The sequence below is a fragment of the Pseudomonas sp. MF6755 genome (assembly GCF_016405635.1).
Taxonomy (GTDB): Bacteria; Pseudomonadota; Gammaproteobacteria; order Pseudomonadales; family Pseudomonadaceae; genus Aquipseudomonas; species Aquipseudomonas haemolytica.
The window spans coordinates 70973-83685 of record NZ_JAEKDA010000022.1; the positions used below are offsets into that span (position 1 = coordinate 70973).

A 12713-nucleotide genomic window follows, 5' to 3' on the forward strand; every position below is an offset into this window, starting at 1 on the left:
GTGGCCATGACAGAACTCTCAGACGATGGGACCCTGATTTTCCTCCCTGTGCGATTGAACAACCAGCCAGTCATTATGGGCGGCCTTACCGCTGACGAAATGTGGGCCACCTTGGCGTTAAGTACCGGCGCAGGGCTGGTTATCGGTATTCCGGCCGCGATATTGACCCAGATTTGGGCACTTATCATCGGCGCCGCCATGCTCTGTGCTGTCCTAGGGCTGTTTCTTGCCAGTCGTTTCTTGCGTCGGTGGAAACGCGGCCGACCTGATACATGGCTATACCGCCAGATGCAATTGAACATCGCGCGGTTTTTTCCGACCTGGAATAAAGCCCTGCTGATTACTCGTACAGGTGCGTGGACCTGTCATCGAACGGAGGTTCAATGACTTACCGTAAAAAAGTAGACGCCCAACTGGCCCACATCAACAGCCTGCGCATGGTCATTGGCTTTCTCATTGCACTGGGTCTGTACATGGCTTATGGCTGGCAGAGCGCACCGCGTGACCTAACTGTTCATGTACCTCCAGATCTACGTTCAGGTAGCACCCGTAGGTGGTGGGATATTCCACCGGAGTCGGTATACGCCTTCGGTCTGTACATTTTTCAGCAGATGAACCGTTGGCCCGTTGACGGTGAAACCGACTACGAGGACAACATTACCCGCTTGGAAAGCTACCTGACTCCCAGCTGCAAAGCCTACTTGCAGAAAGATTTCGAGCTACGCCGCAATAGCGGGGAACTGCGCAAACGTGAACGGGGTGTATTTGAAATTCCAGGCAGAGGCATCGACGATAAGTCTGAGCAACATATTGAGCAGCACAGCATCAATGACTGGACCGTCAACCTGGATATCACCGCTGACGAGCACTACGGCGGGGAGCGCGTAAAGCGGGCATTTGCTCGCTATCCATTACGAATTATCCGATCTGACGTCGATCCCGAAAAAAACCCATTCGGCCTGGCCTGGGACTGTTATAGCAGTAATCCACAACGCATCGAAGTCTCCGCAGAAACGACCAGAGCAGGAGGCAAATGATGACACGCCGCCTACTGATCATCGGGCTCTTAGCCCTTCACTTCTGCGGGTTGGCCAACGCCGTCGAAATCCTGCGCTGGGATCGTATCCCTATAGCACTGCCCTTGATCGTGGGTCAGGAGCGTATTGTCTTTGTGGACCAAAACGTACGGGTGGGTCTGCCTCGTAACCTCGTCGACAAACTGCGCGTGCAGAGCACCGGTGGTGCCCTCTACCTGTTGGCGAAAGAGCCGATTGAACCGACTCGCTTACAGCTGCAGAACATGAACTCCGGTGAGATCATGCTCGTGGATATCATCGCAACGGTAGGGAAACCGAATCAGGTCGCATCCGAGCCGGCTAAAATTGTAGCCGGGGACAGTCCCGCCCCGCGTTACGGCCAAGTCAACGCCAAACCTACAAGCAACCATGCAACTTCTTCCACGGCCCAAGCCAGCGCTCAAGCCGAAGAGGATGAGGACGCGCCGAAACCGCGTCGTGAGACCCCACTTCCGGTGGTCATGACGCGCTATGCCGCACAGATGCTTTACGCGCCCCTACGCACCGTTGAGCCCGTGGAGGGGATTGCTCAGATCAATCTGAAGCGCGGTTTGGACCTCACCACCCTAATGCCGACATTGCCGGTCGAAGCCTCTGCGTTGGGGTCGTGGCGGTTAGACGAGTATTGGGTCACGGCGGTGAAGCTACGTAACACAAGCGCCCAAAACCTCACATTGGATCCGCGTGACCTGATGGGTGACTTTGTCACCGCGACTTTTCAGCATCCCTACCTTGGCGCCAAAGGTGATTCTAGCGACACCTCGACGGTCTACCTAGTGACCCGCGGCCATGGTCTAGCCGAATCGTTATTGCCGGCCGCCATCAGCCAGATCGATCCGAAGGGAGGCCGTCGTGAAGAGTAATCCACTTGTTAAATACCTGGTCATACCGTTCGCGATCCTGGCGATATACGTAGTGGTCAAATTATTCAATCGCGAAAGTGCCGATCAACAGGTTCATGCGCCGGAAAAGGTTGTACTTAGTACCAAGGAGGCTAAAAAGCTTGGGGTTGACGGAGATACACCCAGCGACACATTGCGCACCATTGTCGTGGAAAGCAGACAACTCAAGGACCAAGTCTCCAATGCTTTGAAGAACAATGACGAGCTAAAGCAACAGAACATCGAGCTGCAAAAACGCCTGCAGAACATCGACCTCAACGTCGATAACAAACTGCAGAACGTTCAGCAAACGATGAAGCAGGAGGCGCAACAACAGAGCCAAACCCTCTTGGACACACTGCAGCAGCAGTACAATACCCTGAGCAGCAAATCGGGCAGTGGCAATGAGTCTGGATCTGATTTGCCGATCGGCTTCGGCGTTCAGCCAGGTGACGGTCAAGGCTTCAAAGGCGGACCCGGCGCGGACGTTGTTTGGATAGAGCCGCAGGACGCAACGCCGGTCGATGTCAACGGCAAGCCCATCGCTGCCGGGTCAAATCAAACGGCAAGCGGCTTCAACTTCCCGACCTCTTTTGGCGAGTCCGTGGACCGAGGACAAAATGCACTGCGCACGGGCGCTCAAAGTGTTGCGAATGAAATCTCGCCACAGGAGGCCCGCAAACAGGTGCGTAAGGTCTATACCTTGCCGCAGAACTCGACATTGATGGGTTCGGTGGCTATGTCCGCGCTGATCGGCCGGGTGCCCATTGACGGCACTGTCAACGACCCCTACCCGTTCAAGGTATTGATTGGGCCGGACAATCTCACGGCCAACGGCATCGACTTGCCCGACGTCGCCGGCGCGGTGGCCAGCGGAACGGCTTCCGGCGATTGGACCCTGTCTTGCGTACGCGGTCAGATAAAAAGCCTGACGTTCGTCTTCAATGACGGCACTGTGCGCACGCTGCCACAACCTCAAGAAGAAACGAATAGCAGTCAAAATAGTAACAACCAGAACAATGGCAACCAAACCACCATTCAGGGTGGCCTGGGCTGGATAAGCGATGCCTATGGCATTCCTTGTATCAGTGGCGACCGCAAAAGCAACGCCTCGCAATACATTGGCTCGCAGGTACTGATTACCGCCGCCGGCGCAGGTGCTGCCTCCCTCATCAAGTCAGATGGAAACAGCGGCTCTTTTATAAACCCTCAGTCCGGGACCATCGGTTCTGTCGGCGGCTCGGGCAGTGAAGCCATGGGCAAAATCATTGGCCAGGGCGTCAATGACGTCTCCAGCTGGGTCAACAAACTCTACGGGCAAGCCTTCGCAGCGGTGTATGTACAACCCGGGGCAAAGATAGCTGTGCACCTGGACCAGCAACTGACCATCGATTACGAACTCAATGGCCGCAAGGTCAACTATCGCTCAGGAGCCCGTCATGTTTCGACTGCGCTTGACTAATCATGGCTTAAAACTAGGTGCATACCTGGCCATCGCCCTACTCGCCTCGGCCTGTTCCACCAACAAAGACGAATTGCTCCCCCATGGGGACCGCACAATGATGGACGTTTGGGATCAAGGTTCCAGCGGCTCAAGCAGCTCGAGCAGCCGCCAATTGCTCGATGCACGCCAAGATCTTCGTCGGCCTCTGGAGACGAGGGAAACAGACAGCACCATGTTCACACGTACCGCACAAAACGAGATCTACAGCCAATTTAAACGCCTACCCAATCCCGACCTGGTGATGTACGTCTTTCCTCATTTAGCGGGTTCAGACCCGGCACCGATCCCAGGCTACACCACGGTGTTTCCGCTGTATCAGCGGGTGCAATACGCCATGCCTGGCGAACGCACGGAGGCATATTGATGGGTTTTTTTGAACGATTCAAAACGCGACGGGCGACAGAGCGTGTGGAACCTGGCGTAACACCAGGTTCGCCGTTATCTGACGATGTGCAGGGACCAGCCACCGAGACGTTTGAGGCTGCGACAGAGCGTTACTACGAACGCCTTGCTGCCATGGGTATTCCATCGCCGAGCGATTGGCGTAACCCAAAGAAAAAGCCAGCCACAACCGCTGATGCTGACCGTCTATACGACGTCAACCCCTCCTTCGTAGACCTACTGCCCTGGGTGGATTACCTGCCTGCAGAAAAAGCCATGCTATTGGAAGACGGCGTGTCACGCGCTGCCTTTTTTGAGCTGACACCGATTGGTACCGAAGGTCGGGATCCCGAATGGTTACGCAAGGCCCGCGACGCCCTGGAAAACGCCCTTCAGGACTCCTTCGACGAGCTTGAAACCTCACCCTGGGTGGTTCAGCTCTATGCCCAGGACGAAACCAGCTGGGACGATTACCTTCAGCAACTGCATGACTACGTTCAACCACGCGCACAAGGCAGTGCATTCACCGAGCTTTATTTGAAGCTGATGAAGCAACACCTGGAATCCATCTCCAAACCAGGCGGGCTGTTTGAAGACACCAAGGTCAGCCAACTGCCCTGGAGGGGCCAGCAGCGCCGCGTCCGTGTTGTTGTCTACCGCCGTACCCAAGGCGCGCAAGCGGATGTGCGAGGCCAGGCGCCAGGTCCTTACCTGAAAATCATTTGTGATCGCTTGGTGGGCGGCTTGGCGAACGCCGGCATTAAAACCCATCGCATGGATGGCCACGCCATTCGCCATTGGCTGATTCATTGGTTCAATCCACGTCCCGATCATCTTGGCCCTGCCGATGCAGATATTCGCCGCTTCTACGAATTGGTATGCAAGCAAATACCTGGTGCTGCAGAGGGCGAGCTGCCGCTCGCCAGCGGCACTGACTTCTCGCAAAACCTGTTTTATCGCGAACCACTGTCAGATATCGAGAAAGGTCTGTGGTATTTCGACGGCCTTCCTCATCAGGTGGTGATGCTTGACCGCTTGAGGGATGCTCCCAAGACCGGGCACTTAACCGGTGAAACCCGAAAGGGTGGTGATGCGCTCAACGCGCTGTTCGACAAAATGCCAGAGGACACCATTCTCTGTATCACTCTCGTGATCACCCCGCAGGACATTCTCGAAGGGCATCTGGAACAGCTTTCACGCAAGGCAGTTGGAGACACTCAGGCCTCGATCCTGACACGCGAAGACGTCGCCACCGCCCGTCAGTTGCTCGGGCGCAAGCACAAGCTGTACCGAGGTAGCGTAGCGTTTTACCTGCGGGGTAAAGACGATGCCCAACTGCACGAACGCAGTTTGCAACTCAGCAGCGCATTGCTGGGTGCGGGCATGGAGCCGGTGGAACCTCGGGATGAAGTGGCACCGCTGAACTCCTATCTTAGATGGCTACCCGGCAACTTCGACCCCAATGCGCGCAAAGCACTGGAGTGGTACGCACAACTGATGTTCGCCCAACACATTGCGAACCTGGCCCCCGTCTGGGGTAGGTCGACCGGTACCGGGCACCCGGGTATTACCCTGTTTAACCGTGGGGGAGCGCCGATAACCTTCGACCCACTGAACAAGCTGGACCGACAGATGAATGCGCATTTGTTCATTTTCGGGCCTACGGGTTCAGGTAAATCGGCCAGCGCGACAAACATCCTCAGCCAAATCATTGCCATCTATCGGCCACGTCTGTTCATTGTGGAGGCTGGCAACAGCTTCGGCTTACTCGGTGATTTCGCCAAAAAGTTGGGTTTGACAGTAAACCGGGTTCGACTTGCCCCTGGATCGGGTGTCAGCCTCGCGCCATTCGCTGATGCCGTGAAGCTCATCGAGCCCAGCCAAAACGTGAAGATTATCCAAGCTGATGATCTTGAGGCGTCGGACGAACATCTGACTAGCCAGACCGAGGATGAACAACGCGACATCCTGGGCGAGATGGAAATTGCGGCCAGGCTGATGATCACCGGTGGTGAAGAAAAAGAGGATGCCCGTCTTACTCGTGCCGACCGTAGCGCCATCCGCCAATGCATCCTGAATGCAGCGAAAAAATGCGTGACGGAACAACGTATCGTTCTGCCGGAAGATATCCGTGAAGCGCTGCGAGAAATGGGACTAGAGCCCGGTATTCCAGACGCCCGAAGCTCACGATTCTTGGAGATGGCGGAAGCCTTGTCCATGTTCTGTATGGGCACCGAAGGCGACATGTTCAACCGTCCTGGCACCCCATGGCCAGAAGCGGACATTACCATTGTCGACCTTGCCACCTATGCGCGAGAAGGCTATAGCGCACAGATGGCCATCGCTTATATTTCCCTGCTCAACACGGTCAACAACATTGCCGAGCGTGACCAGTTTAAAGGCCGTCCGCTGATCTGCTTCACCGACGAAGGCCACATCCAGTTGAAGGTCCCACTCCTATCCCCCTACTCCGTCAAGATTACCAAAATGTGGCGAAAGCTCGGCGCCTGGTTCTGGATGGCCACCCAGAACGTTGACGACGTGCCGCCAGAGGCCTCAGCCCTGCTCAACATGATCGAATGGTGGATGTGCTTAAACATGCCGCCTGATGAGGTGGAGAAGATCGCGCGGTTTCGTGAACTGACTCCTGCACAGAAGTCGATGATGCTGTCAGCGCGTAAAGAAAGCGGCAAATTCACCGAGGGCGTCGTGTTGTCCAAAAGCATGGAAATGTTATTCCGGGCGGTACCACCGAGTTTGTATCTGGCCCTGGCCATGACCGAGCCGGAAGAGAAAAAGCAACGCTTCGACATCATGCAAGCCAAAGGCTGCAGCGAGCTCGATGCCGCCATTGAAGTTGCTGCAACGCTTGACCGCTATCGCGGTATCGAACCTCACATCATTACTTTCCCCGAGCAAGTCACGGCCTTGGAGCGCCAAGCATGAGAGCATTGAATTCCCTGACCCAGAACCTGATAGAAAGTCTGACCCAGCTGCTTGAACAACCGGGTGAAGACGCCCTTCAAACCCTTGAGGTGTGTGCCCCCGTTTTGATAGAGCAACTGCAACAGGTCTTGGTTCGTGCGGTGGATCGTCGTGACATCGAGTCCCAACTTCACGCGGTGTTAGCCAATTGGCTGCGACAGCACCCACAACCCGAGAATGCTGAGAACGCTCTTCTTGAGGCCCTTCGTAAACAAGCGCTGCTTTCATCGAAGCCAGCAGAGGCTCGGGCATGATAGGCCTTCGCAAATATTGGTTGATGCTGGGGTGCGTTTTGGCAGGCACATCGATGGCCTGCTTAGCCCTCACTCGAAGTGAGATACCATCCCCGCACAACACAGGCCCGTGGTTGTTTGGTCCTTCCAAAGCACGCTGGACTGTGACTGAGTTCGCGGATCTGGAGTGCCCCTACTGCAAGACGTACACACCTGCGTTGAAAACCTGGATACAGCAGCAGAAGGATGTAAACCTGCAGTGGCATCATCTGCCACTGGATGTGCACGGTCCCACCGCATTACACGAAGCCAAGCTCGCTGAATGTGCGGGGGCGCTTGGTGGCGCACCTGCCTTCTGGCAAGCCATTGACCAGATCTTTGACCGGACCCGTAGCAACGGTGAGGGTTTCGATGGGCATCTGAAAGTTGTTGGTGTTACTAACCAGGCCCTGTTGTCCTGTGCAGCCACCGACAAAGTGATCGCCCAGCGTGTCGGCCAGCAGGCCGAGGAGGCCGTCAAAGCCGGGGTTACGGCCACTCCTACTGTCATAATTACAGACAACACGACGGGCAGCTCCGTAAAGCTTGAGGGACCAGCTGATGGGGTGTTGTTGTTATCAGCCATTGATTGGCTAGCTCAAAAAAATGTGCAGCGGCGCTCTGAATCGATGACGCCGCGCTGAACTACACTGCATCAGTCGAGCCTCGCTCCCTCTCGATACTCGACGGCCCGCACGTGCGGGCCTTTTCCACGATGTCAAAACTTCCACCTCTTTCGCGACCAAATGATCGCTGTCAGTCACCTTTTGACAGGTTTATGCCGCGCCGCTCGATGGTCCGATAAGTCGTGATAAAATAGGTTATCACCAATTATCGCCGCTTGTCGGATTTGGGGTCTGCGAGCGCCTTTACCGTTGCTTTCGTGACTGAATCGGTGGCTGATGATCGCGAGCAAGCCAAGAATGAGAACAATATGCAGGAACTGACGAAAGCCCATCAGAACGATCAGCGTCGGCTCACGTCGGTCGAATTTCAGACACTGGCCCAAGTTCCGGCCGCGGTCGAGTGGTTTGCCAACCTGGACAACCCTCGGACACGACGTGCCTACCAAAATGACCTGGAAGACTTCTGTGGGTTTGTCGGGTTGGCTTCGGCGGATGAGTTTCGCGTGGTCACCCGCGCGCACGTCCTCGCCTGGCGTGCCCAACTGGAACAACGGGGCCTGGCCGGCGCGACCATCCGGCGCAAATTGGCAGCACTGGCCAGCCTGTTTGATCACCTCTTGGAGAGCAATGCAATCGCCGGCGGCAATCCCGTGCATGGGGTGAAACGACCGAAGATAGAAAGCAACGAAGGCAAGACACCGGCCCTAGGCGATCACCAGGCCAAAGCGCTACTTGAAGCTCCGGACGAAACGACGCTCAAAGGGCTGCGCGACCGGGCGATATTGGCTGTTCTTCTCTACCACGGACTGCGCCGGGAAGAAGCGGCGTTGCTGCAGGTGAGCGACATCCAGGACCGCCGCGGCATTCAGCATCTAAAGGTGCACGGCAAGGGCGGCAAGGTGCGGTACCTGCCGTTGCACCCGGTGGCGGCTGGACGGATTCATCAGTACCTGGAAAGCTCAGGGCATCATTGGGCGGACAGGAAGGTGCCGCTGTTCATCCCATTGCGGGGTAAGTTGACCGGTGCTGGGATCACGGCCAATGGCATCTATACCGTGGTGGCGGCCTACGCGAAGAAATCCGGGATTGAGGTCGACGGCCTGGGCGTCCATGGACTTCGAGCAACCGCAGCCACCAATGCTCTGGAGCATGAAGCCGACATTGCCAAGGTCCAGGCATGGCTCGGACATGCCAATATCAGTACGACCAAAATCTACGACCGGCGGGAAAACCGGCCGGAGGATTCACCGACCTATAAGGTGAAGTATTAACCACCATTTGGCGGCTTGGTTAATGCTGAACCTGACTTTTTTGTAACCCTCAACTCAGCCAACTGAAAGCCTCTACTCGTTACCTTGGGCCCAGCGGCATGTGCCGCCTTCCCAATACAAGGTAACTCGTTATGAACCTTTCCAAAGCCGTACTCCTTACCCTCGCATTCAGTATTTCCTCGGTCGCCTTTGCTGAAGGTGGTGGCGACCGTGTGTTCGCTCGAATGATGGATGCGCAACAAACAACCCTAAACAAAAAAGCTGAGGCGCAACTGGCTTCTGCAGATACTAAAAAAGCTGAAAGCTCTGAGGCATGTTGCTAACCAGCCCGGGTTTCAAGCTTACAAAAATGTAATCGCGCCGCTTACGATGCTGTGACATCGTCCACTCCAGTTCCTTAAACCCAGCACACGGCTTAGTTGCCGTCCTTGCCTACCTGGACCCGCGCGTATGGAATCAAGAACTTCTCGACGTACTTTCGTCAAAGGCCTCGCGGCTGCCGGCGTGCTAGGTGGGCTAGGCTTGTGGCGTTCGCCCAGTTGGGCGGCGTCCGGCTCGCCGACGCTCAGCGTGTTGAGCGGTACGGAGTACGACCTGTCTATTGGCGAGATGCCGGTAAACATCACCGGCAAACGTCGCACTGCGATGGCGATCAACGGCGGGCTGCCGGGTCCCTTGCTGCGCTGGAAAGAGGGTGACACGGTCACGCTCCGGGTACGCAACCGACTCGACGCTGCAACCTCCATACACTGGCACGGCATTATCCTACCGCCGGACATGGACGGCGTTCCAGGACTGAGCTTCGCGGGCATCGAGCCGGGTGGCGTGTACGTCTACCAGTTCAAGGTCCAACAGAATGGGACGTACTGGTACCACAGCCATTCCGGGTTTCAGGAGCAGGCGGGGGTGTATGGCCCGCTCGTCATCGAGGCGAAAGAGCCCGAGCCTTTCAAGTACGACCGTGAACATGTGGTGATGCTGACCGACTGGACGGATGAAGATCCCGTCTCGCTGATGCGTACCCTCAAAAAGCAGTCCGATTACTACAACTTCCACAAGCGCACAGTCGGTGACTTCGTCAACGATGTGGCTGATAAGGGCTGGGCCGCAACCGTCGCGGATCGCAAGATGTGGGCCGAGATGAAGATGAACCCCACGGACCTTGCGGACGTGAGCGGGGCCACCTACACGTACCTGCTCAATGGTCAGGCCCCCAATATGAACTGGACCGGCTTGTTCCGTCCTGGCGAAAAGCTGCGCCTTCGGTTCATCAACGGCTCGGCTATGACGTACTTCGACATCCGTATTCCAGGCCTGAAAATGACCGTGGTAGCGTCGGATGGCCAGTATGTGAACCCGGTTGAGGTTGATGAATTACGCATCGCCGTGGCAGAAACCTTCGATGTGATCGTTGAGCCCACTGCCGAGGCGTACACGGTCTTTGCTCAATCCATGGATCGCACGGGCTACGCCCGCGGCACCCTGGCCGTGCGGGAAGGCTTGGTAGCCCACGTCCCCCCCCTTGATCCTCGTCCGCTGGTCACGATGGACGATATGGGTATGGGTGGTATGGACCATGGCAGCATGGGCAGCATGGGCAGCATGGATTCGGGTGCCGACGACGGCATGCAGACCATGAGCAGCATGGGGGGCAATTCTATGGCCGCCATGGACCACAGCAAAATGTCGACCATGCAGGGTATGGACCACGGCGCTATGTCGGGCATGGACCATGGTTCGATGGGCGGCATGGTGATGCAGAGCCACCCTGCCAGCGAGAAAAACAACCCGCTGGTGGACATGCAGGCCATGAGCCCCACCGCCAAGCTGAACGATCCTGGCCTGGGCCTGCGTAATAACGGGCGCAAGGTGCTCACCTATGCCGACCTTAAAAGCACTTTCGAAGACCCTGACGGGCGTGAGCCGAGCCGGACCATTGAGCTGCACCTGACGGGGCACATGGAAAAATTTGCCTGGTCGTTTGATGGCATCAAATTCGCGGACGCTCAACCTCTGGTACTCAAATATGGCGAGCGGGTGAGAATCGTGCTGGTGAACGACACGATGATGACTCACCCGATCCATCTGCATGGGATGTGGAGCGACCTGGAGGACGAGGACGGAAACTTCAGGGTGCGCAAGCACACCATCGATATGCCGCCAGGCTCCAAGCGCAGCTACCGTGTCACCGCCGATGCTCTGGGGCGCTGGGCCTATCACTGTCACCTGCTCTACCACATGGAGATGGGTATGTTCCGCGAAGTTCGGGTAGAGGAGTGAAGCCAATGACTGTTTTGAATCGACTCCACGTTTGTTCACTGCTCGCGGTCACCGGCCTGGGAATGCTCCCAGTGGGCGTGTTTGCGGCAGAGGCCGCTATGCCGGGCATGGACCATTCTCAGATGCAAGGCATGGATCACTCCAAAATGCAGGGTATGGACCACAGCCAGATGCAGGGCATGGATCATTCCAAAATGCAGGGTATGGACCATAGCCAGATGCAGGGCATGGACTCGGACATGACGACCATGGCCCCCAGCAAACCTGCGGCACCTACCCAAAGCCGCACGCCTATTGCGCCTGTCACCGATGCCAATCGGGCAGCGGTCTACCAAAGTGCCAAAGGCCACACTGTCCATGACGAAGCGGCTAATTACTTCCTGCTGTTCGATCAACTCGAATGGCAGGACGCCGACAACGGCAGCGTTCTTAATTGGGACGTTAACGGCTGGGTGGGTGGTGACATCGACCGGCTCTGGATTCGCTCCGAGGGCGAACGTACCAACGGCAAGACCGAATCGGCCGAGCTCCAAGCGCTGTGGGGCCATGCGATCAGTCCTTGGTGGGATCTGGTCGGCGGCGTCCGGCAAGACTTCAAACCAGGCTCGCCGCAAACCTGGGCTGCATTTGGCCTTCAGGGCTTGGCCTTGTACAACTTCGAAGCCGAAGCGACTGCGTTTCTGGGTGAAGGCGGCCAAACTGGGTTAAGGCTGGAAGGCGACTACGACATTTTGCTGACTAACCGGCTGATTTTGCAGCCCACGGCGGAGGTTAATTTCTACGGTCAGAGCGATCCTCAGCGCGGTATCGGCTCTGGCCTGTCTGAAACCGAAGTGGGGGTGCGTTTGCGTTACGAAATCTATCGGGAGTTTGCCCCGTACATTGGTGTCACCTGGAACCGCTCCTACGGCAATACAGCCGACTTTGCCCGCGAGGAAGGCGAGGACCGCAGCGAGGCCCGCTTAGTCCTGGGTGTGCGCATGTGGTTCTGAGCCGTTCTAGTCTGAAAATCTGATCCCCCACGAACGGCCTTTTTGGGCTGTAAGGAGTTCGCATGTTGTTGAACCGCACACGTTTCGTCACGCTCTTTGCCGCTGGGATGCTGGTCAGCGCATTGGCCCAAGCCCACCCCAAGCTGGTGTCTTCGACTCCGGCTGAAGGCAGTGAAGGCGCGGCCCCTGGTAAGATCGAGCTGCATTTCTCCGAAAACCTGGTTACCCAATTTTCCGGCGCGAAGCTGGTAATGACGGCGATGCCAGGCATGGAACACTCACCGATGGCAGTCAAAACAGCGGTGTCAGGCGGCGGTGACCCCAAAACCATGGTTATCACCCCGGCCGCACCTCTGACGGCGGGCACCTACAAGGTCGATTGGCGGGCAGTGTCTTCCGATACCCACCCGATTACCGGTAGCGTGACGTTTAAGGTCAAGTAAAC

The 12713-nt window shown here is 56.7% G+C and carries 13 protein-coding genes; all 13 read left to right on the top strand.

Annotated elements, in window-relative coordinates; genetic code table 11:
- Positions 1-6: 6 nt before the first annotated feature.
- The 13 genes from JFT66_RS25600 to copC all read left to right on the top strand — a co-directional run bounded on the left by JFT66_RS25600 (position 7) and on the right by copC (position 12711).
- Entirely contained in the window at positions 7-387 is a 381-nt protein-coding gene (locus JFT66_RS25600) for a TIGR03750 family conjugal transfer protein (RefSeq protein WP_008437403.1), read from the top strand.
- Positions 384-1037: a PFL_4703 family integrating conjugative element protein gene (locus JFT66_RS25605; protein ID WP_057710728.1), complete on the top strand. Its 654-nt coding sequence runs from the start codon at positions 384-386 to the stop codon at positions 1035-1037. Before JFT66_RS25600 ends, JFT66_RS25605 begins: the two co-directional genes overlap by 4 nt.
- On the top strand, positions 1037-1939 hold the full coding sequence (locus tag JFT66_RS25610) for a TIGR03749 family integrating conjugative element protein (RefSeq protein ID WP_057710727.1): 903 nt from the start codon (positions 1037-1039) through the stop codon (positions 1937-1939). The genes JFT66_RS25605 and JFT66_RS25610 overlap by 1 nt, the downstream gene beginning before the upstream one ends.
- Positions 1929-3419, top strand: coding sequence for a TIGR03752 family integrating conjugative element protein (locus tag JFT66_RS25615; protein ID WP_057710726.1), 1491 nt, complete (start codon positions 1929-1931; stop codon positions 3417-3419). Before JFT66_RS25610 ends, JFT66_RS25615 begins: the two co-directional genes overlap by 11 nt.
- A complete protein-coding gene (locus tag JFT66_RS25620) occupies positions 3397-3825 on the top strand; it encodes a TIGR03751 family conjugal transfer lipoprotein (RefSeq protein ID WP_057710725.1) in 429 nt (142 codons plus the stop codon). The genes JFT66_RS25615 and JFT66_RS25620 overlap by 23 nt, the downstream gene beginning before the upstream one ends.
- Positions 3825-6788, top strand: a complete 2964-nt coding sequence (locus JFT66_RS25625; RefSeq protein WP_057710724.1) for a conjugative transfer ATPase — start codon at positions 3825-3827, stop codon at positions 6786-6788. The genes JFT66_RS25620 and JFT66_RS25625 overlap by 1 nt, the downstream gene beginning before the upstream one ends.
- A complete protein-coding gene (locus JFT66_RS25630) occupies positions 6785-7081 on the top strand; it encodes a hypothetical protein (protein WP_032877928.1) in 297 nt (98 codons plus the stop codon). Before JFT66_RS25625 ends, JFT66_RS25630 begins: the two co-directional genes overlap by 4 nt.
- A gap of 53 nt (positions 7082-7134) precedes the next feature.
- The gene (locus JFT66_RS25635) at positions 7135-7743 is read left to right on the top strand and encodes a DsbA family protein (RefSeq protein WP_232104071.1); all 609 of its coding nucleotides are present in this window, start codon (positions 7135-7137) and stop codon (positions 7741-7743) included.
- A 290-nt stretch (positions 7744-8033) separates the two neighbouring features.
- Positions 8034-8996, top strand: coding sequence for a tyrosine-type recombinase/integrase (locus JFT66_RS25640; RefSeq protein WP_060406108.1), 963 nt, complete (start codon positions 8034-8036; stop codon positions 8994-8996).
- 131 nt (positions 8997-9127) lie between these two features.
- Positions 9128-9319, top strand: coding sequence for a co-regulatory protein PtrA N-terminal domain-containing protein (locus tag JFT66_RS25645; RefSeq protein ID WP_060406109.1), 192 nt, complete (start codon positions 9128-9130; stop codon positions 9317-9319).
- A 127-nt stretch (positions 9320-9446) separates the two neighbouring features.
- On the top strand, positions 9447-11276 hold the full coding sequence (locus tag JFT66_RS25650; RefSeq protein WP_198860379.1) for a copper resistance system multicopper oxidase: 1830 nt from the start codon (positions 9447-9449) through the stop codon (positions 11274-11276).
- A 5-nt stretch (positions 11277-11281) separates the two neighbouring features.
- Positions 11282-12268: a copper resistance protein B gene (locus JFT66_RS25655; protein WP_080433819.1), complete on the top strand. Its 987-nt coding sequence runs from the start codon at positions 11282-11284 to the stop codon at positions 12266-12268.
- Between the two features lie 62 nt (positions 12269-12330).
- Positions 12331-12711 carry a copper resistance system chaperone CopC gene (gene copC / locus JFT66_RS25660; RefSeq protein ID WP_080433820.1) on the top strand — a complete coding sequence of 127 codons (381 nt, stop codon included), beginning with the start codon at positions 12331-12333 and terminating at the stop codon, positions 12709-12711.
- The last annotated feature ends 2 nt before the right edge of the window (positions 12712-12713 follow it).